25 protein-coding genes are annotated in these 24,007 nt (G+C 72.7%); 11 read left to right on the top strand and 14 right to left on the bottom strand.

All coding sequences use genetic code 11. From position 1 onward, the window contains the following. Nucleotides 1–32 precede the first annotated feature (32 nt). On the top strand, nt 33–1,667 hold the full coding sequence (locus AB0H64_RS33510) for a long-chain-fatty-acid--CoA ligase (protein ID WP_357632644.1): 1,635 nt from the start codon (nt 33–35) through the stop codon (nt 1,665–1,667). Nucleotides 1,668–1,676: 9 nt separating this feature from the next. Here AB0H64_RS33510 and AB0H64_RS33505 read toward each other — a convergent pair whose 3' ends face one another. The 6 genes from AB0H64_RS33505 to AB0H64_RS33480 form a co-directional block, all read right to left on the bottom strand. Then, nucleotides 1,677–2,564, bottom strand: coding sequence for a LysR family transcriptional regulator (locus AB0H64_RS33505; RefSeq protein WP_357632642.1), 888 nt, complete (start codon nt 2,562–2,564; stop codon nt 1,677–1,679). 56 nt (nt 2,565–2,620) lie between these two features. Beyond that, nucleotides 2,621–3,388 carry an SDR family NAD(P)-dependent oxidoreductase gene (locus AB0H64_RS33500; RefSeq protein WP_357632640.1) on the bottom strand — a complete coding sequence of 256 codons (768 nt, stop codon included), beginning with the start codon at nt 3,386–3,388 and terminating at the stop codon, nt 2,621–2,623. 59 nt (nt 3,389–3,447) lie between these two features. Beyond that, complete coding sequence (locus AB0H64_RS33495; RefSeq protein WP_357632638.1) at nt 3,448–4,578, bottom strand: acetyl-CoA C-acyltransferase; 1,131 nt, start codon at nt 4,576–4,578, stop codon at nt 3,448–3,450. A 175-nt stretch (nt 4,579–4,753) separates the two neighbouring features. Then, nucleotides 4,754–5,692, bottom strand: a complete 939-nt coding sequence (locus tag AB0H64_RS33490) for a hypothetical protein (RefSeq protein WP_357632636.1) — start codon at nt 5,690–5,692, stop codon at nt 4,754–4,756. After that, on the bottom strand, nt 5,689–6,372 hold the full coding sequence (locus tag AB0H64_RS33485; RefSeq protein WP_357632752.1) for a helix-turn-helix domain-containing protein: 684 nt from the start codon (nt 6,370–6,372) through the stop codon (nt 5,689–5,691). The genes AB0H64_RS33490 and AB0H64_RS33485 overlap by 4 nt, the downstream gene beginning before the upstream one ends. A 64-nt stretch (nt 6,373–6,436) precedes the next feature. After that, on the bottom strand, nt 6,437–6,898 hold the full coding sequence (locus AB0H64_RS33480; protein WP_357632635.1) for an RDD family protein: 462 nt from the start codon (nt 6,896–6,898) through the stop codon (nt 6,437–6,439). A 163-nt stretch (nt 6,899–7,061) separates the two neighbouring features. Between AB0H64_RS33480 and glnA the strand changes: the two genes are divergently transcribed. Then, complete coding sequence (glnA, locus tag AB0H64_RS33475) at nt 7,062–8,486, top strand: type I glutamate--ammonia ligase (protein WP_357632633.1); 1,425 nt, start codon at nt 7,062–7,064, stop codon at nt 8,484–8,486. A 125-nt stretch (nt 8,487–8,611) separates the two neighbouring features. After that, nucleotides 8,612–8,845, top strand: a complete 234-nt coding sequence (locus AB0H64_RS33470) for a DUF6289 family protein (protein WP_357632632.1) — start codon at nt 8,612–8,614, stop codon at nt 8,843–8,845. A gap of 7 nt (nt 8,846–8,852) precedes the next feature. Here AB0H64_RS33470 and AB0H64_RS33465 read toward each other — a convergent pair whose 3' ends face one another. Both AB0H64_RS33465 and AB0H64_RS33460 read right to left on the bottom strand, forming a co-directional pair. Then, nucleotides 8,853–9,092, bottom strand: a complete 240-nt coding sequence (locus tag AB0H64_RS33465) for a phenylalanine--tRNA ligase beta subunit-related protein (protein WP_357632750.1) — start codon at nt 9,090–9,092, stop codon at nt 8,853–8,855. Nucleotides 9,093–9,210: 118 nt separating this feature from the next. Beyond that, entirely contained in the window at nt 9,211–10,485 is a 1,275-nt protein-coding gene (locus AB0H64_RS33460; protein WP_357632630.1) for an MFS transporter, read from the bottom strand. 84 nt (nt 10,486–10,569) lie between these two features. On the opposite strand from AB0H64_RS33460, the gene AB0H64_RS33455 reads away from it, so the two are divergent. Beyond that, entirely contained in the window at nt 10,570–11,397 is an 828-nt protein-coding gene (locus AB0H64_RS33455) for a LysR family transcriptional regulator (protein WP_357632629.1), read from the top strand. A 39-nt stretch (nt 11,398–11,436) separates the two neighbouring features. Here the strand turns inward: AB0H64_RS33455 and AB0H64_RS33450 are convergent, their stop codons facing one another. Both AB0H64_RS33450 and AB0H64_RS33445 read right to left on the bottom strand, forming a co-directional pair. Then, entirely contained in the window at nt 11,437–12,483 is a 1,047-nt protein-coding gene (locus tag AB0H64_RS33450) for a hypothetical protein (RefSeq protein ID WP_357632627.1), read from the bottom strand. 64 nt (nt 12,484–12,547) lie between these two features. Next, nucleotides 12,548–15,535 carry a bifunctional [glutamine synthetase] adenylyltransferase/[glutamine synthetase]-adenylyl-L-tyrosine phosphorylase gene (locus tag AB0H64_RS33445; protein ID WP_357632625.1) on the bottom strand — a complete coding sequence of 996 codons (2,988 nt, stop codon included), beginning with the start codon at nt 15,533–15,535 and terminating at the stop codon, nt 12,548–12,550. A gap of 185 nt (nt 15,536–15,720) precedes the next feature. Here AB0H64_RS33445 and AB0H64_RS33440 point away from each other — a divergent pair, with 185 nt between their 5' ends. Beyond that, entirely contained in the window at nt 15,721–16,257 is a 537-nt protein-coding gene (locus tag AB0H64_RS33440; RefSeq protein ID WP_357632623.1) for an HXXEE domain-containing protein, read from the top strand. 8 nt (nt 16,258–16,265) lie between these two features. On the opposite strand, the gene AB0H64_RS33435 is transcribed toward AB0H64_RS33440, so the two are convergent. Both AB0H64_RS33435 and AB0H64_RS33430 read right to left on the bottom strand, forming a co-directional pair. Beyond that, a complete protein-coding gene (locus tag AB0H64_RS33435; RefSeq protein WP_357632621.1) occupies nt 16,266–16,940 on the bottom strand; it encodes a type 1 glutamine amidotransferase in 675 nt (224 codons plus the stop codon). 73 nt (nt 16,941–17,013) lie between these two features. After that, a complete protein-coding gene (locus AB0H64_RS33430) occupies nt 17,014–17,631 on the bottom strand; it encodes an LUD domain-containing protein (RefSeq protein ID WP_357632619.1) in 618 nt (205 codons plus the stop codon). 170 nt (nt 17,632–17,801) lie between these two features. On the opposite strand from AB0H64_RS33430, the gene sigJ reads away from it, so the two are divergent. Both sigJ and AB0H64_RS33420 read left to right on the top strand, forming a co-directional pair. After that, entirely contained in the window at nt 17,802–18,740 is a 939-nt protein-coding gene (gene sigJ / locus AB0H64_RS33425) for an RNA polymerase sigma factor SigJ (protein WP_357632617.1), read from the top strand. 150 nt (nt 18,741–18,890) lie between these two features. After that, a complete protein-coding gene (locus tag AB0H64_RS33420; protein WP_357632615.1) occupies nt 18,891–19,742 on the top strand; it encodes an alpha/beta hydrolase in 852 nt (283 codons plus the stop codon). 161 nt (nt 19,743–19,903) lie between these two features. On the opposite strand, the gene AB0H64_RS33415 is transcribed toward AB0H64_RS33420, so the two are convergent. Continuing rightward, nucleotides 19,904–20,617, bottom strand: coding sequence for a hypothetical protein (locus tag AB0H64_RS33415; protein WP_357632613.1), 714 nt, complete (start codon nt 20,615–20,617; stop codon nt 19,904–19,906). A gap of 616 nt (nt 20,618–21,233) precedes the next feature. Between AB0H64_RS33415 and AB0H64_RS33410 the strand changes: the two genes are divergently transcribed. Next, on the top strand, nt 21,234–21,824 hold the full coding sequence (locus AB0H64_RS33410; RefSeq protein ID WP_357632611.1) for a hypothetical protein: 591 nt from the start codon (nt 21,234–21,236) through the stop codon (nt 21,822–21,824). Between the two features lie 56 nt (nt 21,825–21,880). Here the strand turns inward: AB0H64_RS33410 and AB0H64_RS33405 are convergent, their stop codons facing one another. Beyond that, nucleotides 21,881–22,651: a GNAT family protein gene (locus tag AB0H64_RS33405; RefSeq protein WP_357632609.1), complete on the bottom strand. Its 771-nt coding sequence runs from the start codon at nt 22,649–22,651 to the stop codon at nt 21,881–21,883. A gap of 67 nt (nt 22,652–22,718) precedes the next feature. On the opposite strand from AB0H64_RS33405, the gene AB0H64_RS33400 reads away from it, so the two are divergent. From AB0H64_RS33400 to AB0H64_RS33390, 3 genes are all read left to right on the top strand, one after another. After that, nucleotides 22,719–22,955 carry a toxin-antitoxin system gene (locus AB0H64_RS33400; protein ID WP_357632607.1) on the top strand — a complete coding sequence of 79 codons (237 nt, stop codon included), beginning with the start codon at nt 22,719–22,721 and terminating at the stop codon, nt 22,953–22,955. Next, nucleotides 22,952–23,338 carry a type II toxin-antitoxin system VapC family toxin gene (locus AB0H64_RS33395; RefSeq protein WP_357632605.1) on the top strand — a complete coding sequence of 129 codons (387 nt, stop codon included), beginning with the start codon at nt 22,952–22,954 and terminating at the stop codon, nt 23,336–23,338. The genes AB0H64_RS33400 and AB0H64_RS33395 overlap by 4 nt, the downstream gene beginning before the upstream one ends. A gap of 160 nt (nt 23,339–23,498) precedes the next feature. After that, nucleotides 23,499–23,804, top strand: a complete 306-nt coding sequence (locus AB0H64_RS33390) for a hypothetical protein (protein WP_357632603.1) — start codon at nt 23,499–23,501, stop codon at nt 23,802–23,804. Nucleotides 23,805–24,007 lie beyond the last annotated feature (203 nt).

Below are 24,007 nucleotides of genomic sequence, written 5' to 3'. Positions count from 1 at the left end.
CGAAGGAGTACCGGCATGAACAGTGCCTCCCGATGGAGTTCGCCGACGGCCTGCCCGGACGGGAGGGCGCGGTGATGACGGCGCCGCCTCCGGCCTCCGCGGGCATGACGATCAGCGACCAGCTCGCCCGGCACGCCCGGTCCACCCCCGACGCCGTGGCACTGCGCATGGACGGTGTCGATCGCACGTACCGCGAGGTGGACGCGCGGGTCACCCGGCTCGCCCACGCTCTACGGGAACGGGGCGTCGACCGGGGCGACCGGGTCGCGGTGCTGACGTTCAACGGGCTCGAAACGGTGGAGACCTACTTCGCCTGCGCGAGGCTGGGCGCCGTCTGCGTCCCGCTCAACTTCCGGCTGCACGCCGACGAGGTGGCCTACCAGCTCGCCGACAGCGGGGCCGTCCTCGCCGTCGTCGAGGCCGCGCTGGTCCCGGCCTTCGCCCAGGCGTGGAAGGACGCGCCGGCGGTGCGCCACTGCCTCGTGGCCGGGGAGGGCGGCGAGCCCGCCGGGAACATCGAGCGCTACGAGGACGCGCTGCGCGCCGCGCCCGCGACCGACGTCGACGTGGTGGCCGACCTCCACGCGCCCGCCTTCATCATGTACACCTCCGGCACCACGGGACGGCCCAAGGGCGCCGTGCTCACGCACTACAACCTCCTCATCCAGACCATGAGCAGGATCGCCCACGTCGGGCTGCCGCCCGACTGCCGGACCTGGCTGATCAACACCCCGCTCTTCCACATCGGGGGCCTGGCCGCCCTGCTGTCCAGCGTCCTGCTCGGCGCGCGGACCGTGATCGCCAGGTCGGGCCGCTTCGACCCGGCCGGGACCGTGGACCTGCTCGAACGGGAGCGCATCGGCTTCTGTTTCCTCGTCCCCGCCCAGTGGCAGGCGGTCTGCGACGTCCCGGGAATCAAGGACAGGGACCTGTCGTCCCTGCGGATGATCTCGTGGGGCGGCGCACCCGCGACCAGGACCCTGCTGCACAGGATGATCGACACGTTTCCGGACGCCAAGCTGTCGAGCACCTTCGGGCAGACGGAGTGCAGCGCGGTGACAACGGTGCTCCGCGGGGAGGACGCGCTGCGCAAGCTCGGATCGGTGGGGACTCCGATGCTCAATGTCGAGGTCCGCGTCGTGGACGAGCAGATGAACGACGTGCCGCAAGGGGAGATCGGCGAGATCGTCTACCGTGGGCCGTCGATCATGAGCGGCTACTGGAACAAGCCGGCCGAGACCGCGGAGGCCTTCGCCGGCGGCTGGTTCCACTCCGGTGACCTGGTCCGCCAGGACGAGGACGGCTACATCTACGTCGTCGACCGCCTGAAAGACATGATCATCTCTGGCGGTGAGAACATATACTGCGCCGAGCTGGAGGAGGCCATCTCCGCCCACCCGAAGGTGGCCGAGGTCGCCGTGGTGGGGGTGCCGGACGACCGGTGGGGCGAGACGCCGCTGGCCGTCGTGGTTCCCGCCCGCTCGTCGGACTCGCCGACGGCCGAGGAGATCGGCCAGTGGTGCCGGTCCCGGCTGGCGGCGTACAAAGTGCCGCGGCACCTCGCCGTGCTCCCCGAGCTGCCGCGCAACGCGAGCGGGAAGGTGCGCAAGAACGAGCTGCGCGAACGCGCCCGCTCGCTGGTGTCCGCGCCGGAAGGCGGTGGCTGAGGCCTGGGCTCACGTACCGGCGCTCGCCCGGGCCAGCTCGACGAACGCGCGGCCCGCCGGGGACAGCGCGCCGGAGTCGTAGACCAGGCCGTAGGCCCGGCTGATCCCCGGCTTGAGTGAGCGCACCACGGCCCCGCGGGCGGCGGCGGCCTCGGCCATCGACCGTTCGAGGAACGTGGCGCCCAGACCGGCGAGGACGAACGGCAGCCGCGCCTCGCGGTGCTCCACCACAACGGACGGGCTGATGGCGCGGCCCGCCGCCGCGACCGCCTGCTCGATCTCGCCGACCGCCAGGGAGCTGCCTCGCGGCACGGTGACCTGCGGGATGTCGGGCAGCTCGGACAGCGGCAGCGGATCGTCCGCAGGCACGGGCGATCCGGGCGGAAGGACGAGCCAGTACTCCTGCACGCCGAGCTCGTGGACGTCCAGGCCGGCGGGATCCGTCGCCGGCAGATGACAGACCACGATCTCGCAGTGCCCCTCCCTGATCAGGGACGTCGCCATCGCCTCGTCGCGCAGGTCTCCGATGCGGATGGAGACCTTCGGGAACTCTCTGCGGAAGGCGCCGACCAGGCGCGCCACCGGATCCGCCGACAGCGCGGGCATGGCGAAGACGTCCAGCCGGCCCCGCGGTCGCCCGGCCGCGTCGACGAGTGAGCCCTCCGCGGCCACGACGTCGCGCAGGACGCGTCGCGCCGGTCCCACCAGGCTGTGCCCGGCCGAGGTGAGCACCATGCCGCGGCGGATGCGGTGGAACAGCGGGACACCCAGCTCGCGCTCCAGCCCCTGGATGGCGTGCGAGATGGTGGGCTGGGCGACATCGAGCACGGTCGCCGCGGCGTTGACGCCGTTGTGGTCGACGACCGCGAGGAAGTACTGGATCTGGTGCAGGTCCACGGGCCGACTGTATCCCCGGGCCCTCAGCCGCTCACGGGCCGCTCGCGGGCCGGCCGTCAGCGCGGTGCCATGCGGATGGCGCCGTCGAGCCGGATGGTCTCGCCGTTGAGGTAGCCGTTCTCCAGGATCTGGCACGCGAGCTGCGCGAACTCGTCCGCTCGGCCGAGCCGGGCGGGGTTGGGGACACTGGCCTCGAGGGAGGAGCGCACATCCTCCCGCAGCCGGGACAGCAGGGGCGTGTCCATGATTCCCGGGGCGATCGTGCACACCCGGATCGCCCGGCCGGCCAGGTCGCGCGCCGCCGTCAGGGTCATCCCGACGATCCCGGCCTTCGCCGCGGTGTACGGGATCTGGCCGATCTGGCCTTCATAGGCGGCGACCGACGCGGTCAGCACGATGGCGCCGCGTTCGCCGCCGTCGAGCTCGTCATGGCGGGCCATGCGGGCCGCGGCGAGGCGCAGGGCGTTGAACGAGCCGACCAGATTGAGCCTGATCACCCACTCGAAGTCCTCCAGCGAGCCCGGGGCGCCCGCCTTGTCCAGCAGCCTGAGCCTGCGGCCGGCGCCCGCGCAGTGCACGAGACCCCGAAGGCCGCCGGACTCGTCGGCGACGTCGAGCGCCGCCGCGAACTGGTCCGCGTCGGTGACGTCCGCGGCGACGAACCGAGCCGTCACGCCGAGCTCCCTGGCGACGTCGGCGCCGCCGGAGGCGGGCAGGTCGATGACGGTGACCCGGCCGCCCGCCCGCACCAGCCGCCGGGCCGTCGCCAGCCCGAGTCCGGACGCGCCTCCGGTGACGGCGATGGACAGTCCTTCCACACGCATGCGTGCGGCTCCTCTCGTCTTCTTGGGGCCTCTTCTTGGGGCCTCTTCTTGGGTGCCGCTCAGAGCAGCTCGAGGATGGTGGCGTTGGCCATGCCGCCCGCCTCGCACATGGTCTGCAGGCCGTAACGGAGGCCCTGGTCCTTCATGTGGTGCAGCAGACGTGTCATCAGAACGGCCCCCGAACCGCCCAGCGGGTGACCCACGGCGATCGCGCCGCCCAGCGGGTTGAGCCGTTCGCCGGAGGCTCCGGTCTCCGCCTGCCAGGCCAGCGGGACGGGCGCGAAGGCCTCGTTCACCTCGTAGGCTCCGATGTCGTCGATGCGCAGCCCGGACTTCTTCAGTGCCTTGGCCGTGGCCTCGATGGGTGCGGTCAGCATGATGACCGGGTCGTCGCCGGCCAGCGCGACGGTGTGCACGCGGGCGATCGGCCGCAGGCCCCGTGCCCGGGCGGTGTCGCTGGAGGTGATGAGCAGGGCGCCGGCGCCGTCGGAGATCTGCGAGGAGTTGCCGGCGGTGATCACGCCGTCGTCGCGGAAGGCGGTCCGCAGCCGGGCCAGCGTCTCGACCGACGACCCGCGGCGGATGCCTTCGTCGGTTCGCAGCTCTCCCACGGGGGCGAGTTGTCCGTCCAGAGCGCCGGAGTCGACGGCCGCCGCGGCCCTTTCGTGCGACCGGGCCGCGTACTCGTCGAGCCGCCGCCTGGACAGGCCCCACCGTCCGGCCATCATCTCCGCGCCGATGCCCTGGTTGAAGCCGGTCACGCCGTAGCGTTCCAGCACGTCGTCCGGGTACGGGCGGCCGTCCCGCGCGGCCGAGCCCATGGGCACGCGGCTCATCGACTCGGCGCCGCCGGCGATGACGAAGTCGTGGTGCCCGGCGATGACCCCCGCCGCCGCGAAGTGGACCGCCTGCTGGCTGGAGCCGCAGCGACGGTCGACCGTCGTGCCGGGGACCGACTCGGGCCAGCCCGCCGCGAGGACGGCGGTCCGGCCGACGTTGCCGGACTGGTCGGCGACCTGGCTGACACAGCCCCAGATGACGTCGTCGATCTCCGCCGGCTCCACTCCGGTCCGCTCGGCGAGCGTCTTCAGCACGTGTGCCGACAGGTGTACGGGGTGAATGCCGGCCAGGGCTCCGTCGCGCTTTCCGACGGGAGTGCGAACCGCATCGACGATGACCGCGTCCCTCACGCGCTGCTCCTCACCTGGGGTCGTGGAGGGGGATTCGCTGCTGGGAACAGGCCTGCCAGAGCGGTCTCGAATCAATCACACGCCTCCGGCACGGCACAAAGCCCTGATGGCGATCAGGGCTATCGCCCATACCTATATGACCTCGGCGGTCCGCCCCGGGCGGCCCTGGCGGCGCTCAGCCCCCGGCGTAGCGGGCGGCCATGGCGTGGAAGACCTTCTTGGGCTCCCAGCGGGCCTCGTCGAGCAGCCGGATCACGCCGTAGGCGCCGATGTCGTCCGCTCCCGTGCGGTTGTATGTGGCGAAGGTGAACCACAGCGCCGTCTCCACGCCCTCCTCCTCGAACACGTCGAGCAGCTCGGTGAGGTAGCGCACCTGCTCGTCCTCGTCGGGGACGGCCCCGTCGGGCACCATCCAGGCCGTGCCGCCGCGCTCGCCCGCGCCCCGGTAGGCGCAGGTGCCGAACTCGGTGACGGCGACCGGCTTGCCGTGCCGGAAGTGCTCGCGCAGCTCTTCGCGGAAGTTCGGAGCGTTGTACGCGGCCCGGTAGGCGTCCACGCCCACCAGGTCGAACGGGCTCCAGTCGACGAACTCCCACGGCCCGGCCGCGTAGGTGACCCGGCCGCCGAACAGGGGCCGGACCGTGGCGGCCGCCTCGGCGAGGAAGACGTTGTAGCGGGACATGATCTCGCCGAGCGACTGCCACCAGGCCAGGTCGCCGTCCATCATGAGCTGCAGCCGGTCGCGGTAGGTGTCGCCCGGCATGAAGCCGGGTCCGAAGGCGCTGGTCTCGCAGCCGGTGACGAGGACCACCTCGGCGCCGCCGCGCCGTAACGTCTCGGCGCGGGCGGCGCAGTCGGCGTACAGGGCGAGCGTCTCCTCGCGCGGCAGGTCCACCGGGAAGGGCGCGAACCACACCTCAAGGCCGGCCGCGGCGGCCTCCTCGGCCGCGACGCCGAGGCGCTCCGGGTCGCCGCCGGAGACGCGCACCACCCGGCAGCGCAGGTCTTCGGCGATGACCCGCATCTCGCGGCGGGCGGTCTCGCGGTCGAACGCCTTGCGGGACCGCTCGGGCCCGTTGAGGAAGCCGGTGTCGTAGTTGATGCCCTTTTTCATGATCCATCCTTGTCGTCGACGTGACCATGGCCGTGTTCCAGCAGGTCGAAGGCGAGCTCTACGTCCTCGGCCAGGCGCCGGCCCGCCTCCGCGAGGGGCGTCCCGCAGGACAGGCGGAAGAAGAACGTCTCCTGGAGAGCGGTGACCGTGGCGGTGATCTGGGCCGCCATGACACGGGCCACCAGGTCGACCTCCCCTTCCGGAACGGGGCTCGCGGCACTCGCGGCACTCGTGGCGCGCTTGGCGCTCGTGGCGCTCGTGGCGCTCGTGGCCAGGGCGGCGGAGAGCTCCTCGCGCTCCTCCGCGTACGACTGCTGGAGGCCCGCCAGCAGCGCCGGGCTGGAGGAGATCACCCGCACCCGCGCCAGGAGCGCCTCCACGTCCACCTCGCCGGCGCCGCCGGCGGCCAGCCCCCGGTAGTGGGCGCGCAGCGCGGCCAGCGGCGTCACCCCGGGCGCCCGTTCGGCCACGACCCGCGCCATGTCGTCCTTGACGCCCTCCAGGGCCAGGGACTCCTTGCTCGGGAAGTAGCTGAACAGCGTCACCTTGGCGACCCCGGCCGCCTCGGCGACCTCGTTGACGGTGACCGCGTCGTAGCCCCGCTCGGCGAACAGGCGCAGCGCGACCTCGGCGATGCGCCGCCGCGTCTGCTCCTTCTTGCGCTCCCTCAGTCCTGCCATCACCCAAAAAAGCGTACCCGGTTCAAAAACGAACCGGGTACGCTTTTTCGGGTGCGAGCGGGTGTCACATACGGACGACGACGGTGTTGGACACGCGGTCGTGCACCCCGCGGTGGTCGCGGTCGAAGATCAGCGCGGGCACGGCCAGGGCGAGCAGCGCGGTGCGCGTCAGCGTGGGCACCAGCCGCGGGTCGCCGCCGTCCATGGCCGCCACCCTGATGCCGGCCAGCCGGTGGCCGAACGTCTGCCCCATGAACGCCACCAGCACGAGGTACTGCACGGCGAACACGACGGCGGGCACCCACGGCGACTCGGCGGGGTTGATCCGCAGGACAAGCTGGGTGATGACCCAGGTGCAGATCATCCAGTCGATGACGAGTGCGGCGATACGCCGGCCCCATCCGGCGACCGAGCCGCCGCCCTCCTCGGGCAGGCCCAGCCGCTCGCCCGGATAGCCGAGATCGACACCCGCCGCCCGCACGCCGCCCAGCCAGGTCTGTGTCCAGCGGGGCTCATTGCCGCTCATGTCCACCACGGTATCCGGCGGGTGGCCCGGTCGCTCACACGGAGTGGCGCAGACCCTTCCCACCCCTCCGCCGCTTAACATATGCGAAACAATCGGGACACCGAGCGGAAACGGCCGCGACTTAGCGTCGGCCAGATAGCCAGGTCCCCAGGGAGGTTCGAGAGTGTTCAACTCCGCCGACGACGTCCTGAAGTTCATCAGCGACGAAGGGGTGCAGTTCGTCGATGTCAGGTTCACCGACCTGCCGGGGACGACGCACCACTTCACCTTCCCGGTAGAGAACTTCAGCGCGAGCGTCTTCACCGACGGGCTCATGTTCGACGGCTCGTCCATCCGCGGCTTCCAGGCCATCCACGAGTCGGACATGCTGCTGCTGCCCGACCCGTCCAGCGCCGTGCTCGACCCGTTCCGTCAGCACAAGACGCTGAACATCAACTTCTTCGTGCACGACCCGCTGACCGGCGAGGCCTACAGCCGCGACCCGCGCAACGTCGCCCGCAAGGCCGAGGAGTACCTCAAGGGCACCGGCATCGCCGACACGGTCTACTTCGGCCCCGAGGCGGAGTTCTACATCTTCGACGACGTCCGCTTCGAGACGAAGCAGAACGCCGGCTACTACTACATCGACTCCATCGAGGGCGCCTGGAACACCGGCAAGGCCACCGAAGGCGGCAACCTCGGCTACAAGCCGCGCTACAAGGGCGGCTACTTCCCGGTCCCGCCGATGGACCACTTCACCGACCTGCGCTCCGAGATGGTCCGCAACCTCATCGAGTGCGGCATCGACGTCGAGATGCAGCACCACGAGGTGGGCACCGCCGGCCAGGCCGAGATCGACTTCAAGTTCGGCACGCTGCTCAAGACGGCCGACAACCTGATGCTCTACAAGTACATCATCAAGAGCACGGCCCTGGAGTTCGGCCACACGGTCACGTTCATGCCCAAGCCGCTCTACGGTGACAACGGCTCCGGCATGCACTGCCACCAGTCGCTGTGGAAGGACGGCTCGCCGCTGTTCTACGACGAGGTCGGCTACGCCGGGCTGTCCGACACGGCCCGCTACTACATCGGCGGCCTGCTCCGGCACGCGCCGTCGCTGCTGGCCTTCACCAACCCGACGGTCAACTCCTACCACCGCCTGGTGCCCGGCTACGAGGCCCCGGTCAACCTGGTCTACAGCCAGCGCAACCGGTCCGCCTGCGTCCGCATCCCGATCACCGGCTCCAACCCGAAGGCCAAGCGCATCGAGTTCCGGGTGCCCGACCCGTCGTGCAACCCGTACTTCGCGTTCGCCGCCATGCTCATGGCCGGCCTCGACGGCATCCGCAACAAGATCGAGCCGCCGGAGCCGGTCGACAAGGACCTGTACGAGCTCCCGCCGGAGGAGGCCCGCCAGGTGCCCCAGGTGCCGGGCTCCCTGCCCGAGGTGCTCGCGGCCCTGGAGGCCGACCACGACTACCTCCTGGAGGGCGGCGTGTTCACGCCCGACCTCATCGAGACGTGGGTGGCGTACAAGCGGGAGAACGAGGTCGACCCGATCCGCCTCCGCCCGCACCCGCACGAGTTCGAGCTGTACTACGACGTGTGACAGACATCCAGGAAACGGCCCGGCCGCGATCTTTCGCGATGCCGGGCCGTTCCCGTGTCTGGCCGGGGGCGGCCGGCGCGGTTACCGTGATCCCAGACCGTACGAACCGGCTCTGGAGGGACTTCATGACGATCAGGCGAGGGGTCTTATCGGCGGTGCTGGCCGCCTTCGTGCTCGTGCTCGGCTCGGCCCCGGCCCACGCGATCCCGCCACCGCCGCCGGGCGGTGACACCCTCATCGTCTTCACCTACTACAGCGGCGACCAGGTCGTCGGCCAGCGCTGGTACGGCTGCGGCCAGCCCGCCGGGCAGTGGGGCACGACCGACGGCGTCCTGAAGGTCTACTTCACGCCCTGCTGAGCCCGGCTCAGAAGTCGAAGCGCACCGCCGACAGGCCGCTCTGGCGGTTGGTCCAGCCTCGCCCCTGCGCCCGGCCCTCCGCGTCCGCGAAGATCACTTCTCCGGCGGCCGGGTTCTCCGTCTCGCCGGAGAAGGTGAGGTACGTCTCGTCGCCTGTCGCGTACCGGACCTCGACGAAGCCCGAGACGCGGGAGACCTCGAAGACCGCCACCGGCACGGCGAAGGCGATCGAAACCGCGTTGCACAGGTCGATCAGGGGCCCTCCACGTGGAACGCACAGGGGACGAGGGCGGGGAAGTCCCGCCAGATGTCGTCGGAATGCTGGAAACGCACTGTCACCTCGCCGGTCGTCGGGCTCGTGCGGCTCACGACACTGCGGCGGCCTCCCTGCGGCTCCGCGCGACGTGCCGGGCGCGCGCGGCGGCCAGCGCGTAGCAGCCGCAGGTCACCGCCGTCAGCGCGGCCGCCACCTGCAGGGGGTGGCCGACGACGCCCAGCACGGCCACGCCGAGCGTGGCGCCGACCTGGCGGGAGGCGTTCAGCACGCCGCCCGCCGCGCCCGCGGTCCCGGCGGGGGCGGCGTTCACCATGCCCGCCATGAGCGCCGGGAACACGAACGACAGCCCGAACCCCGTCACCACCAGCCACGGCGCGAGCACGTCGGTGAACGTGACCCCGGCGAGACCGGCCGCGAGCAGCGCGAGGCCGCCCAGGATCGGCGGGCGAGGGCCGAACCGGGCCACGAGACGGCCGGTGAGCAGCGGGTTCACCGTCATCGGAAGGGTGAGCGGCAGGAAGGCGAGCCCGGCGGCCATCGGCGACAGGTGCCGGGTGTCCTGCAGGAGCAGGGTGAGCACGAACAGGGCGCCGGAGAAGGCGAAGTTGGCGACCGTTCCGGCGAGGAGCTCCGGCCAGGTGGCGGCGAGCAGGCCGCCGGGCAGCGCCGGGGACTGGCTGCGGCGCTCGACCAGCACGAGTGCGACCAGGGCCGCGGCGGCCAGCGCGCCCGCGAGCGGGGAGGAGTCGATCAGGGCCTCGGCGACCAGCCCGAGCAGCACGCAGGCCAGGGCCTGGACCGTCCAGTCGATGCGCCGGGCGCCGCGCGGCGAGGTGACGCGGCGCATGAGGAGCAGGCTGACCACGGCGACGGGCACGTTGACGAGGAACACCGCGCGCCAGCCGTACAGGTCGACCAGGAGGCCGCCGAGCAGGGGGCCGGCGGCGAGGGCGCTGCCGGTGATCGCCGCCCAGACGCCGGTGGCGCGGGCGCGCGCGGCGGGCACGGGGAACATCTCGGCGAGCAGGCCGAGCGAGCCGCCGGTGCACAGGGCCGCCGCCACGCCGAGCAGGGCGCGCAGCGCGACGAGCACGCCGAGGTCCGGCGCGGCCGCGCTGAGCAGCGACAGAGCGCCGAACGCGGCCACCCCGGCCCTGAACACCCGGGCCGCGCCGTACCGGTCGGCGACCGCTCCCCCGACGAGCAACGACGCGGCGAAGGCCACGGTGTAGGCGTTGACCGCCCACTGCTGGCCGGCCAGCGAGCCGCCGAGCGAGGCACGCAGGTCGGGCAGCGCGATCGTCAGCACGGTCGTGTCGAGGATCACCAGGAAGTAGGCGAGGGAGAAGCCGAACATCTTCATGCCCGCCAGCCTGCTGATCCGCGACGTGCCGGCTCAACAGGCGCGACCGCACGGGGCGTTCGGGAAAGCCGTATGCTCTCGTGTATGGATCTGCGTCAGTTGCGGGGGTTCGTCGCCGTGGCCGGGGCGGGAACCGTCACCGGGGCCGCGAACGCGCTCGGCCTCGCCCCCGCGTCGGTGTCGGAGCAGGTGCGCAGGCTGGAGGGCAGCCTCGGCGTCGCGCTCTTCGAGCGTACGCCCCAGGGCATGCGGCTGACCGGGGCCGGCGCGACCCTGCTGGCACGCGCGCGTGGCCTGCTCGACCACGCCGAGGAGGTGCGCCGCGCGGTCACCGGCGAGCGCCGCAAGGTGCGCGTGGGAGCGCTGGAGATGCTCGCCGCCGCCCGGCTGCCCGCCGTGATCCGCCGCCTGTCCGAACGCCGCCCCGACCTCGACGTCGACGTACGCTCCCTCACCCGCCGGGACCTGCTGGCCGAGGTCGCCGCCGGGGACGTGGACGCCGCGCTCCTGCTCGACCTCGGCCCCCGGCTCGGCGGGCTGGGCTTCCTCCCGCCGCCCGAGCTGGACTTCCTGGACGTGGGCGAGGTCGGCCTGCTGCTGGTCGCCTCCCCCGGCGGCGAGCGCGACCCGCTGCTGGTGAGCCCGACGGGCTGCTCGATCAGGCTCGCGGCCGACCAGGTGTTCGGCCCGTCGGTGCCGCGCAGGGAGCTGACCAGCATCGCCGCCGCCCGCGAGTGGGCCAGGCAGGGCCTCGGACGTGCCCTGCTGCCCGACTTCGCGCTGGGCTCCGAGCTGGACTCCGGCGCGCTGGTGGCGCTGGAGTGCGACACGCCGGCGCTGGCGCTGCGGCTGGTGTGGCTGCGCAGCCGCGAGGAGTCCCTGCGCGACGTGCTGTACGCCATGAGCGCCTGACCCGTTCACGGCCGTCTCAGCGGCCGACGACGGCGCCCGTCACTGGCGGCGGGACCGCAGGCCCGTGATGCGGCGGAAGACGTCCCACCAGAAGGGGGCGCCGAACAGCAGCGCCACGTACGTCATGAGATAGCCCGGCCAGTGGCTGAGCGTGGTGAGCCGGTCCCACCAGGTGCCGCCGTTCCACTGGACGGCCGGGTCGCCCTCCTCGGGGATCGACAGGCTGACCAGGGCGTGGTCGAAGACCTTGACCAGGGCGGGCTGGCTGAGGGTGTCGGTGATGCAGGGGACCGGGTTCGAGCGCTCGCACTGCGCCTTGAGCTCACCGTACGCCTCGGGACCGGACTCGGCCACGGCCGTCACGGAGACGCGGAAGGCGTTGTCGCGCAGCAGCGTCTTGGCGTACTCCAGCCCGTCCATGGTGAACACCAGCGTCACCAGCAGCCCGAGCGCGGCCACCACCCACTTGACGTAGCGCCGGTACAGCATCGACAGCCGCTGCATCTCGCCGTCGAACCAGGTCTCCACCCCGGCCCGGAAGCGCTCCATGTCGCGCTGGGCGCTCTCCCACACGCCCTTGAGGTGGCCGTGCAGCGGGCTGCCCATGGCCTTCAGCTTCTCCAGCAGCCCCTCGACGCCGCCGTCCTCGGCCGCTGCCAGCTCCATCAGCGCGGCGGCGAAGCGGCCCGGCGGCAGGTTGGCGATGCTGGTGCGGCCCTGCTTGGGATGGTCGATCTCGCGGACCCGCTGGTAGAGCAGGTTGATCATGGCGTCCTCGGCCTTGGTCTCCTTCGCGGGCAGCTCGCCGGCCTCGGCCGGCGCGGGCTGGTCGCTGTGCACCGGACGCGGGTCGCGGGTGAACGGCAGCACGGCGAACACCTCCCGCACGCTGGCCGGCAGCCAGCTCCTGCCGTCCTTGTCGCTGCCGTCCATGGTGTCGCGCAGGTACGCCCACAGGAACTTGCTGCGGATGGCGAGCAGCCGGACGAACGCCTCGTTCAGCCCGCTGACGAGCAGCGACAGCAGCAGGAACGACAGCACGAGACCTAAGGCCAGATCCACGTAGATCGACAGCAAAACGATCACCCCGCGCCTTGATACACCCGTCCGGGAGCGGGACGCAACGGCTCACATCTCCGGAGGAAAGGGTTCAGGAGCCGTAGAAGACGCGCTCCACCACGTGGCGGGCACGGCGGGTGACGCGGCGGTAGTCGTCGAGAAAGTCCTCGGAGCCTTCCGGCGGGTAGCCGAGCGTGCGGGCCAGCCGCATGCGCTCGCGGGCGTCGGCCGGGACGCTGTCGCCGGGCCGCCCCTTGACCAGCATGATGGCGTCGCGGATGCGGGAGGCGCACTGCCACGCCTCGGCCAGCACCTCCTCGTCGGCCTCCGTCAGCAGCCCCTCGGCGACGGCCGCGCGCAGCGCCTCCAGGGTGCGGGTGGTGCGCAGGGAGGTGGCGGCGCCGGCGTAGCGGAGCTGGAGGAGCTGGGCGACCCACTCGACGTCGGACAGGCCGCCGGGGCCGAGCTTGGTGTGCAGGGCGGGGTCGGCGCCGCGCGGCAGCCGCTCCGCCTCCATCCGGGCCTTCAGGCGCCGGATCTCGCGTACGGCCTCCTCACGCAGGCCGCCGGCCGGGTAGCGCAGCTCGTCGGCCATCGCGGTGAACTCCGCGCCCAGCGCGGCGTCGCCGGCGGAGAAGCGGGCCCGCAGCAGCGCCTGCGCCTCCCACGGCGAGGACCAGCGCGCGTAGTAGGCGCGGTAGGAGGCCAGCGTGCGCACCAGCGGCCCCTGCCGGCCCTCGGGCCGCAGGTCGGGGTCGATGAGCAGCGGCGGGTCGGGGGCGGGCAGGCTGAGCAGGCGGCGCAGCTCGTTGGCGATGGCGAACGCGGCGTCACCGGCCTCCCGCTCGCCGGCGCCGGGGTGCGGGTCGTGCACGAACATGACGTCGGCGTCGCTCGCGTACGACGACTCCATGCCGCCGAGCCGGCCCATGGCGATGAGGGCGAACCGGGTGGGCGGCTCCGCTCCCCGGTCGGCGCGGACCTTGGCGACGGCCGCGTCGAGGGCGGCCTGGAGCGTCACGTCGTTGAGCGACGACAGCGCGACGCCGACGTCCTCGATGCCGGCCAGGCCGAACAGGTCGGCGACGGCCGTGCGGAACAGCTCCCTGCGCCGCAGGGCGCGCACGGCGGCGACGGCGCTCGCCGGGTCGGCCGCGTGCCGCGTCACGGCGGCGGACGCCTCGGCCCGTAGCGCCTCGGGGGCGCGCGGCGCGAGATCCTCGTCCGAGCCGAGCAGGGCCACGGCGTCGGGGGCGTGCATGAGCAGCCCGGTGGCGTAGCGGCTGGCGCCGAGCACGCGGGCCATGCGGGCGGCCACGGCGGTCTCGTCGCGCAGCAGCCGGAGGTACCACGGCGTGGTGCCGAGCTTGTCGCTGACCTGCCGGAAGCCGAGCAGCCCCGCGTCGGGGTCGGGCGTGTCGGCGAACCAGCCGAGCATGACCGGCAGCAGGGTGCGCTGGATCGCGGCCCGCCGGGACACCCCCGAGGTGAGCGCGGCGATGTGGTGCAGCGCGCCGTCGGGGTCGACGTAGCCGAGGGCCCGCAGCCGGGCCGAGGCCGCCGCTGTGGACAGCCGGGCCTCGGTGTCGGGCAGCCGGGCCACGGCCTGGAGCAGCGGCCGGTAGAACAGCTTCTCGTGCAGCCGCCGCGCCTCGCGCGCGTGACGGCGCCAGCGGGCGGTGAACTCCCCCACCGGGTCGGCCTGCATGCCGAGCGCGCGGCCCAGCCGGCGCAGGTCGGCGGAGTCGGTGGGCAGCACGTGGGTGCGGCGCATCCGGTGGAGCTGGAGCAGGTGCTCGACCTGGCGCAGGAACGTGTACGCCTCGGCCAGGCCGCGGGAGTCGTCGCGGCCGACGTAGCCGCCCCGGGACAGCGCGGCCAGGGCCGGCAGGGTGGCGCGGCGGCGCAGCAGCGGGTCGAGCCGCCCGTGGACGAGCTGGAGGAGCTGCACGGCGAACTCGATGTCGCGCAGCCCGCCGGGCCCCAGCTTGATCTGCCGCTCCCCCTCCGCGCGCACGTGCTCCTCGACGCGGCGGCGCATGGCCTGTACGTCCTCGACGAAGTGGTCGCGGGTGGCGGCCGACCAGACCAGGTCGTTGACCGCCTCGACGTAGGAGGCGCCGAGCTCCATGTCGCCGGCGATGGGACGGGCCTTGAGCAGCGCCTGGAACTCCCAGGTCTTGGCCCACCGGCCGTAGTAGGCGAGATGGCTGGCCAGGGTGCGCACCAGTGGCCCGTTGCGGCCCTCGGGGCGCAGGCCCGCGTCGACCTCCCACAGCGCCCCTTCGGAGGTGGCGGCCGAGCAGGCGCGCATCATGGTCTGGGCCAGCCGGGTCGCGGCGCGCAGCGCCTTGGTCTCGTCGGCGCCGTCGCGCGGCTCGGCCACGAAGATCACGTCGACGTCGCTGATGTAGTTGAGCTCCCGCGCGCCGGCCTTGCCCATGCCGATCACCGCCAGCCGCACGTCCTCGGCGTCGACCTCCGCGCGGGCGATGGCCAGGGCCGCCTCCAGCGCGGCGCCCGCGAGGTCGGACAGCTCGGCGGTCACCTCGCTGAGCGTGGCCTGGCCGGTCAGGTCGCGCGCGGCCAGGCCCAGGAGCCGGCCACGGTACGCGACGCGCAGCGCGACCAGCGCACCCGGGTCGGCCGGGTCGCCCGGGTGATGGAGGCCGCCGGAGGAAGAGGGGGGCGTGGCCGCGCGGGGCAGCGGGTCGCCGGGGTCGGCGCCGACGGCGCGCAGCAGGTCGGCGCCGGCGTCGCCCGGCTCGGTGGAGGCCAGCAGCGCGAGGTGGCCGGGGTGGCGGACCAGGTGGTCGCCCAGGGCGGCGCTCACGCCGAGAACGGCCAGCGCGCGCTCGCGCAGCAGCTCGTCGCCGCGCAGGGCGGCGACCGCTTCGGGGGCCCGCTCGGCCAGCCGGGTCAGCGACAGCAGCGCGAGGTCGGGGTCCGCGACCTCGACCAGCCCGTCGAGCAGGTCGTCCAGCTCGCCACCGGCCTGTTCGAGGAGCCGCGCGGCGGTAGCCCCGTCGGCGAACCCGAGCTTGGCGAGCCTGGCGGCGGTGGACTCGATCCTGGGCACCCCTCCATCTTGACAGGCCGGTGCGCGAGCGGCATAGAGTGAAACGCAACGTTGCGTTGCGTTTCAGTGATGGGGAGGACGGACAGGTGAATTCTCACGGGCATGGCGGCGCAGGCGGGGTGGCGGCGCCGACGTCGACGGCTCCGGCCTCGGGCGCGGATCCGGCTTCGGGGGTGGTACCCGCGGTGGTGACGTGGGGGCTGCTGGCGGCCTGGGCCGTGCACGACGCCGAGGAGCTCGTCACGATGCCCGGCTGGGCCGGGCGGGCCGGCCCCAGGCTCCGGCGGCGTCTCCCGGGCGTCCCGTGGGAACGGCTGGACGTGTCGCGGGCGCACGCGACCGTGGCGATCGGGCTCATGGGCGGGGCCGTGGCGGCGCTGTCGGCCGCGGGGGCGCGCACCGGTGGACGGAGTCCGGCGTTCCAGGCGGCGCTGACGGCCTTCGGGCTGCACGGCGTCGTCCATCTGGCGCAGGCGGCGCTCACCCGCGGCTACACGCCCGGCGCGGTGACCGCGCCGCTCGTCGTGATCCCGTTCACGGTGTGGGCGCGGCGGCGGCTGCGCGAGGCCGGGGTGCCGGCCCCGCCCCGCGGCTCCTCGGCCGTGGGCGCACTGGCCGTACCGCTGCTGCTGGCGGGCGTCCACGCGGCGGCCCACGCCGTCACCCGCCGCCGGGGCGCGAGCGGCCGGCCCGCCTCGCGTCCCCGCGACCGCTGGTACTGAGAACGGGTTCAGGCGCCTCTGACGACGGACGCGAACGCCTCCGCCACGGGCCGCCAGGCCGACACCAGCTTGTCCTCCGCCGCCCGGACCGCCGCGACCAGCTCCTCCGCCCCCTCCAGCGGCGACGACCCGGCCCACGACGCGAAGATGCCGGGCGTGGCCTCCGGGTGGAACTGCACCGCCCATGCCTTCTCCCCCAGGCGGTACGCCTGGTTGGCGTACCGGGAGCCGGTCATGAGGGGCACCGCCCCGTCCGGCAGCCGGGACATCACGTCCTGGTGGTACTGGATCGCGACCGCCGTGCCGATCCCGGCCATCAGCCGGTCCGAGGCGGCCTCGGGCAGCGCGGTCACCTCGCAGAGCCCCACCTCCAGCCCTTCGCCGCCGCGCTCGACGGTCCCACCGCAGGCCAGCGTCATGAGCTGGGCTCCGAGGCAGATGGCGAGCGTGGGGGTGCCGTCGAGGACGGAGCGGCGCAGCAGCTCGCGGGTGGCGGGCAGCCAGGGACAGCGCTCGTCCTCCCAGGCGGCGGCCTCGCCGCCGAGCACGACCAGCCCGTCGGCGGCCCGCTCGGGCACCTCCTCACCCCGGTACGGCCGGACGACGTCGCAGGCCGGGCCGAGCCATTCGGCCAGGTAGCCGAGCCCGGCCTCGGCCTCGTGCTCGATGACGGTGATCCGCATACCGCGTAACCTAGAGGACGCGCGGATCGGCGGGCGCGGCAGGGTCCAGCAGCGCTCCGCGGCTCTTGGGGATTCAGAATCCGATGGCTTCGCGGAGCAGCAGGACGGTGCCGCGCTCGGGCTGGAATTCGGCGTTGAGGATGAGGAGGCGGTTGACGGCGCTGGGCCACCCATGGACCTTCAGGGTGCGAGCGGTCTCCAGCGGGAGGCAGTGGTCTTCGACGCGGCGCAGCGCGGTGTCCAGGTCTGGCACCACCTTCTGCGCCCCGACGATCCAGATCGCGCGGGCGGCGCCGCCGGCGTAGCCGGGCAGCTGGCTTCCGCTGCCCGAGGCGATCACGAGGGAGCCGGTTTCGGTGACCGCGTGCACGCTGCCCACGATGACGTCCGGGGTGGCGCTCAGCCGCCGGATGTCGTCCATCCGGGTGGCGCGGTCCATGGCCAGGAGGCGTGGCTTGACGGCCTGGTACCGCCCGCCGGCGTTGATGTCCTCATCGATGCCGGACAGGCGGAGGGTCTCGCTGGCCCCGGTGAACACGCCGGCCCCCTCGGGAATCAGATCCTTGACGCGGGTACGCGCGGCGGCGGCGTCGTCGAGGATCTCCACGGTGAAACCGTGTGCGGTCAGCGCGGCGGCCGCCCGCTCCAGGCGCTGCGCGGGCACCGGGGCGGCGAACGATGGTGCGGGCATTGAGGTCGTCATGATGTCTGTGAGCTCCCTGTTCGCTGGATGACGTGTTAGTCCGAGCAGTCCGACAGCACAACCGCCCGGAATGTGAGGCGACGCACCGGCCTCACATTCCGGTGCGCTGTCTTGTCGAACCGGTGAGGACACATGCGATCAAGGGAGCCGTCGGCACCATGACCACCCCATCCCGGCCAGGACACGGCCGGCCCGACCCCGGCCCGGACGCGATCATGAGCGAGCGGCGCCAGCTGATCAATCTCGCCTACCGGCTGCTGGGCTCCCTGGCCGAGGCCGAGGACGCCGTCCAGGAGACGTACGCCCGCTGGTACGCCATGTCCCGGCAGCAGCAGGAGGCCATCGAGTCACCTGGCGCCTGGCTGACGACGGTCGCCGGCCGCATCTGCCTCAACCTGCTCGGCTCGGCACGGGCCCGGAGAGAGACCTATGTGGGCGAATGGATCCCCGAGCCGCTGCCCGAGCGTACAGAGTGGATCGGCGGGCGGCCGGGCGGCGCGACCGCCGACCCGGCCGACCGGGTCACCCTGGACGAGTCGGTCAACCTGGCCTTCCTGGTCGTGCTCGAATCGATGACCCCGGCCGAGCGCGTCGCGTTCGTCCTGCACGACGTCTTCCGCCACTCCTTCGCCGAAGTGGCCGAGATCGTCGGCCGCACGCCGGCGGCCTGCCGCCAGCTGGCCTCCTCGGCCCGCCGCCGCATCCGGGCCGCGCGGCCTTCCGCTACTCCGGCGGCCCAGCGCGCCGGCATCGTCAGAGCCTTCAAGCAGGCATGGGAGGCCAAGGACATCGACGCCCTCATCGGCCTGCTCGACCCTGACGCCACGGCGATCGCCGACGGCGGCGGCCGCGCCATCACCTTCCTGCGCCCCATCGAGGGCGGCGAGCAGGTCGCGCACGCCTGGGTCGAGATCGCCCGCCGGAGGCCCGGCGACATGACGTTCCTGGAGCGCACGGTCAACGGTCAGCCCGGCCTGGTGGCCCAGCAGGACGGCGTCATCGTGACGGTGTTCGCGTTCGACGTCGCGGGCGACCGGATCAAGCACATCTGGGTGGTACGCAACCCCGAGAAGCTCCGTCACTGGACGACGGGCTGAGGCGCGCCCGCCCGCCATCGGGTCCGCCCGGCGGCGGGACACCTTCACCGGGCTCGACACCGGTCATGGTCACGCCCGTGCCCGTGTCACTTCCCGTTCCAGCCGCCCGGGGCGTACCGGACCGGGCGGTCTCTCCCTAGGATCCCGTCCATGAGGATGGACGAGGTCGGCGGGCTGCGCATCGCCAGGTTCGGGGACGGTCCGCGGGTGGTCATCGCGGTGCACGGGATCACCGCGTCGCTCATGGCGTGGGCGGCGGTGGGGCGGCGGCTGCCGGACGGCTGGTCGCTGGTGGCGATGGACCTGCGCGGCCGGGGGCACAGCGCCGGGCTCCCCGGGCCGTACGGGCTGCCGAGGCACGCCGAGGACGTGCTGCGCGTCGCCGACCACGTGGGCGCGGACAGCGGCGCGGTGCTGGCGGGGCACTCCATGGGCGCGTACGTGGCGGCGCTGGCGGCGGCCCGGCGGGAGTTCGCCCGGGTCGTGCTGGTGGACGGCGGCCTGCCGCTGCCGCTCCCGGCCGGCACCGACCCGGACACGGCGCTGGCGGCCACGCTCGGCCCCGGGCTCGCCCGGCTGTCCCGCACCTTCGCCACGCCGGAGGACTACGTGGCCTTCTTCCAGTCGCACCCGGCCTTCGTGAACGCCTGGAACGACGACGTCGAGGCGTACGTCCGCTACGACCTGACCGGGCCGCCGGGAGCGCTGCGCTCACGCGCGGCCGAGGAGGCGGTCCGTGAGGACGGCCGCTGGCTGCTGACGGAGGCGGAGGAGATCGGCGCCGCGCTGACCTCGATCGCGGCCCCCATCTCGCTGCTGCGGGCGCCGCGGGGGCTGCTCGACCAGGAGACGGGCATGCTGCCGGACGAGCTGGCCGCCGCCTGGACGGCGCGGCTGCCGCGGCTGGAGGACGAGGTGGTGGCCGACTGCAACCACTACACGATCCTGTTCGACGAGCGCTGCGCGTCGCTGGTGGCCGCCCGCCTCACCGCCGCGCACTGACCCGCGCGCCCCGGCCTGCGGCGAGTACGGGCGGAGACGCGGACGGGCGGAGACGCGGACGGGCGGAGACGCGGACGGGCGGAGACGCGGACGGGCGGAGACGCGGACGGCCCCGGAACCTGAGGGTTCCGGGGCCGTCGAGCGTCAGGCGGGAGGTGCGGTCAGCGTGGAGCGATCCAGGTGGCGCGGGCGGCGGCGACGAGCGTGCCGTCCACCTCGTAGATCGCGCTCTCGCCGAACAGCTTGCGTCCCTCGCGGCCGGTGGCGCGGGCCACGGCGGAGTAGGCGCCGCCCGGGTACACGCGCCGGTGGATCTGCAGGGTCAGCCTGCCGAGCAGCGCCGACTCGCCGGGCTGGAAGTGCGCCCAGCCCGAGACGCAGTCGAGCACCGCGCCCACGATCGAGCCGGGAACGCCGTCCTCGTCCACCACCGTGTGCGGAACCCGCCAGCCGGCGGCGACCACGTCCTTGCCCTCGACCGGACCCGGGAAGACGCGCAGGCCGTCGCCGGGCTCACGCAGGCCGCACGCGAAGCACTCGGGGAAGGCGTGACCCTTCCAGCCCGCGAAGCCGACCTCGGCCCGCGCCGCGTCCTTGAACGGGACGAACTCGGGGGCGTCGAGGTCCTGCGCGACCGGGATGGCCTCGACGAGCAGCCGGTCGCCGTCGGAGAGGGTGACGGTGTTGGCGACGTGCTCCAGCCGCAGCTCGGTTTCCAGCGGGGTGGGGGCATGGAGGGTGACTTCGACGGCTGATCGGTTGTCGTTGAACGCGTCCGCCATGGTCCCGGCTATCCAGCCGCCGTTGGCAACCCCCACCGGTCCCCGGAAACGCTCGGGGACGGTCAACACGGTCTGCAGGGCAGCCGTCGTCATGCCTCACCCTCCCATATCGCTCTGACAAGCGAAAAATCCGAAATTTCAAATAAAGCAGGCCGATATTACCGGAGATCCGGATGGCCTGTGTCCGCAGGGATGGCTGTCCACCAGCCTGCACCAGGACATAACACTCCAGACCCACCAGAACCTTCCCGCCCTGCCGTACCGAAGCACGACGAGGCCGCGGCGCGACTCCTGGGAAGGCTCCTGGGGGTGGCGGAACAGCCGTACCCGTAAGATACGGGCGCTTAATTGCACGCATGTGTCTTCGACGTGAGAAGTGACGCTGATCACTCCGCGAAGCCCGCTCGCATCCGCTTTCTCGAATCGGCTCTCGCATCCGCCTCCTCGCGTGGCGTGCGGCACACGGGTGGAGACGAGTGACGGCCGGGCGGCGTAACGTCACAGGTGTGAGCCCCCCACCCCGCTCCGCCCTCGACCCGGCGACCCTTTCCCACGCGCACCGCCTTCCGGTTCGCCGCCCCTCCGCGCCCCGCACCCGCGTCCACCCGCTGCCCGCAGCTCACATGCGGGGCCGCCGCCCCTTCACGTCCCGACGCCTCGTTCACCGCACCCCGGCCCGCCCGGTGCCGTACCTCGGTGGTGGGGGCCGGTGAACGGGCTCGGCTCCCGCGCGGTCCTGGTGCCCGACCTCGGTGAGGAGCTGGCGGTCGCGATAGAGGCGCTTGGGGCGCTGTTCGAGGCGTTGGGGGCCGCCGAGCGGGGCGGGGCCGTGCTGCCGGAGCCGCTGGCCGGCGGGACGGCCCTGGCGGCGTTGCGGCGGTTATGGGGTGCGGTGGCGCCCACGCAGGGACGGCATGGGTCCGCCGCCTGTCCGGCCGGAAGGCTGTACGCGCCGGGCGGCCGGGTCGAGCACGTCCCGGTGCGGCTGGTGGACGTGGACCCGATCGACGTGGCCACCCTGTCGGCCGCCGCCGCGGCGCTCGGCCGGGGCGCGAGCGGCGCGGGGCCGGTACGTGCGGCTCTGACGGACTGCCGGGCCGACCGGCCGGGCGTCGACCTCGTCGCGGTCGCGGCCGGCTTCAGCGGCCTGCTCGACCTCGCCGACACGGGCGAGTCGATCGTGCTGCGCGAACGGCTGGCGGCGGCCGGGCCGGGCGTGGACGTGGTCCTCACACCGGTGCAGGAGAACGCCTACCAGGCGACCGCCGAGCGACTCAACGCCATGCTGCCGGTTCGCTGACCGCGCCATGTCACCGTACAAGCTGACAAACGCCACGGAGCAGTTCCGCACACCGCTCAGGCGGAGGGCCTCCACGCCTCCCGCGGCAGACTCATCGTGACCGACGTCCACCACTCGCCGCCGACGAGGACGCTCCGCGGATGCACCGGGCCGGCCCGGAACCCGAGCCGTTCGTAGATCCGCCTGGCCGAGTCGTTGTGCGCGTAGACGCCCAGCTCCACCCGCTCGACGGCGGGGTCCGCGAACGCCACGCCGAGCGCCGCCTCCACCATGGCCGCCCCGTGCCCCCGTCCCCGCGCGGCGGGGGCCACCAGGACCATGCCGAGCCGCACGGACGGGCCGCCCGGCTCGCCCCGCAGGCCGACGTGGCCGACCAGGGCCCCGTCCGGGCCGGTCGCGACCAGGAGGCGGCGGGCGGGATCGGAGGCTCGCAGGTCGAGCAGCTGCCGGCCGTTGAACGGCCAGGTGAACCCCGTCTTGCCGGACCAGACGACCAGCGCCTCCGGGCCGTCGATCCACGACGCCACGACGGGGGCGTCGTCCGGTTCGAGCGCGCGCACACGTATCACCCGCCCATGGCTATCGGACCACTCGTTCCCGTGCCAAAGCATGACGTCCATCTGGACGCCGTGCCCCACCTGGTCACGGCCGCCGCCTTCGGAAGCCTGGAGAGAGGTCTCTGCCCGAGCCTGGTCGAGCACGCTGACCGGGCCCCGCTCGTGACCGGGACCGAGGACGGCACGGTGGCGTTGTGGGACGCCGTCTCCCAGCACCGGCTCACCGTGCTGGGCGCGTTCGCCCGCCCGGTCCGTGGTGGCGACGTTCATCCACGGAAACTGCGTGATGCCAGCTGTACGCATATCTCACATGCATCAAAAGCATTATGCTTACACCATGGATGCCACCTTGCAGGTCAGAGGACTGGATGCGGAAGTGGTTGCCGAACTGAAGGCGCGGGCCGCGCGTAAGCGCATGTCGCTGTCCGCGTATGTGGCCGACATCCTCACCGAGGTCGCCGCCACTCCAGCCCCGGACACGATCAGAGAACGGCTGGAGGCGCTTCGGTCGCTCGGCGGCGGGGCCAGCCACGACGACATCGTCACTGAGATACGGAAGATCCGCGAGTCGTGATCGTCATCGACAGTTCAGCGCTCGTCGAAGCCCTGGCCGGAGACGCCCCCGCAGACGAACTGCTCGCTCGCGTCGCCGAAAGCCGGCTCAACATCCCCTACCTGCTCGACTATGAGTTCCGCAACGCCATGCGCGGTCTACTCCTCGGGGGGAAGATCAGCGAGGCCCGCGCCGAGGGAGCCCGGACCGTCAAGGCCGGCCTACCCTTCATCCGCCACGCCGACGACCTGACGGCCGATCGCGCCTGGGACCTACGAGCGAACTTCAACGGCTACGACGCCACCTACGTCGCCTTGGCCGAAGCGCTGAACTGTGTCCTCGTCACCACTGACGAGAAGATCTACAAGGTGGCCCGCAAGTACATCGACGTTGATCTCTGCTGATCTGTCGATCAATCGTGAGTCTCCGCCGTGCAGCTCACGCCCTCGGCCATCCCACACAGGCAGCGACTTGTCTCGGATCTCGCGACATAGAGTAATGACGTGGCTACGATCAGCCCATGAGCAGCGGAGATCGTCCTTTTCGGTCATGGAAAGGATGCCGATGTCATGGTGGAACTGCTTGACGGACGGCGCTTTCGTCTTGGGCCTCGGCGGCGCCCTGCGAGTGCACGGTTGTCCCGGGCTGGAAACCGAGGTGACCAGGTGGGATGACCGTTCGCTGATCATCCGGTACTCCGGCCAGAATCTGAAAGTGGCTGCCATGCGGCTCGGAGTACCGGACCAGGATGACGCGGAAGAGCTTGCGGCCGACATTCATGAATGGCTGGCCACGGACGGTGCTGACGACCTGCTCTGGGCGGCGTCAATCGAGATCGAGGTCGCGCCCGTCCCTCAAGCCGCTGATTGAGCCTTCGTGCGCGCAGGATGGTCCAGGTGCGGCAGCGGTCAGGACGTGGGCGCTGCCCGGCGGGGGGCGCGGGGGCGCGGGGGGCGGCCGGGCCCCCCCCCCCCCCCCGGGGGGGGGGGGGGGGCCCGGGGGGGGGGGGGGGGCGGGGCCCCGCCCCGACCATTGGTGTGGGCCCCGACCGGGCCGGGGGGTTATGGGCGGGG

It is taken from the genome of Nonomuraea sp. NPDC050733 (assembly GCF_040654215.1).
In the GTDB taxonomy this organism is placed as follows: Bacteria; Actinomycetota; Actinomycetes; order Streptosporangiales; family Streptosporangiaceae; genus Nonomuraea.
Note: the sequence above shows the minus strand (reverse complement) of the source record. Positions and strands in the feature narration are given on the sequence as shown.

Excerpts from the sequence above, each read along its gene's own strand:
- AB0H64_RS33510 (WP_357632644.1), top strand. The coding sequence starts at position 33 with ATGGAGTTCGCCGACGGCCTGCCCGGACGGGAGGGCGCGGTGATGACG.
- AB0H64_RS33500 (WP_357632640.1), bottom strand. The coding sequence starts at position 3,388 with ATGCGTGTGGAAGGACTGTCCATCGCCGTCACCGGAGGCGCGTCCGGA.
- AB0H64_RS33490 (WP_357632636.1), bottom strand. The coding sequence starts at position 5,692 with ATGAAAAAGGGCATCAACTACGACACCGGCTTCCTCAACGGGCCCGAG.
- AB0H64_RS33485 (WP_357632752.1), bottom strand. The coding sequence starts at position 6,372 with ATGGCAGGACTGAGGGAGCGCAAGAAGGAGCAGACGCGGCGGCGCATC.
- AB0H64_RS33480 (WP_357632635.1), bottom strand. The coding sequence starts at position 6,898 with ATGAGCGGCAATGAGCCCCGCTGGACACAGACCTGGCTGGGCGGCGTG.
- AB0H64_RS33470 (WP_357632632.1), top strand. The coding sequence starts at position 8,612 with ATGACGATCAGGCGAGGGGTCTTATCGGCGGTGCTGGCCGCCTTCGTG.
- AB0H64_RS33460 (WP_357632630.1), bottom strand. The coding sequence starts at position 10,485 with ATGAAGATGTTCGGCTTCTCCCTCGCCTACTTCCTGGTGATCCTCGAC.
- AB0H64_RS33455 (WP_357632629.1), top strand. The coding sequence starts at position 10,570 with ATGGATCTGCGTCAGTTGCGGGGGTTCGTCGCCGTGGCCGGGGCGGGA.
- AB0H64_RS33435 (WP_357632621.1), bottom strand. The coding sequence starts at position 16,940 with ATGCGGATCACCGTCATCGAGCACGAGGCCGAGGCCGGGCTCGGCTAC.
- AB0H64_RS33430 (WP_357632619.1), bottom strand. The coding sequence starts at position 17,631 with ATGCCCGCACCATCGTTCGCCGCCCCGGTGCCCGCGCAGCGCCTGGAG.
- sigJ (WP_357632617.1), top strand. The coding sequence starts at position 17,802 with ATGACCACCCCATCCCGGCCAGGACACGGCCGGCCCGACCCCGGCCCG.
- AB0H64_RS33420 (WP_357632615.1), top strand. The coding sequence starts at position 18,891 with ATGAGGATGGACGAGGTCGGCGGGCTGCGCATCGCCAGGTTCGGGGAC.
- AB0H64_RS33415 (WP_357632613.1), bottom strand. The coding sequence starts at position 20,617 with ATGACGACGGCTGCCCTGCAGACCGTGTTGACCGTCCCCGAGCGTTTC.
- AB0H64_RS33405 (WP_357632609.1), bottom strand. The coding sequence starts at position 22,651 with ATGAACGTCGCCACCACGGACCGGGCGGGCGAACGCGCCCAGCACGGT.
- AB0H64_RS33400 (WP_357632607.1), top strand. The coding sequence starts at position 22,719 with ATGGATGCCACCTTGCAGGTCAGAGGACTGGATGCGGAAGTGGTTGCC.
- AB0H64_RS33390 (WP_357632603.1), top strand. The coding sequence starts at position 23,499 with ATGTCATGGTGGAACTGCTTGACGGACGGCGCTTTCGTCTTGGGCCTC.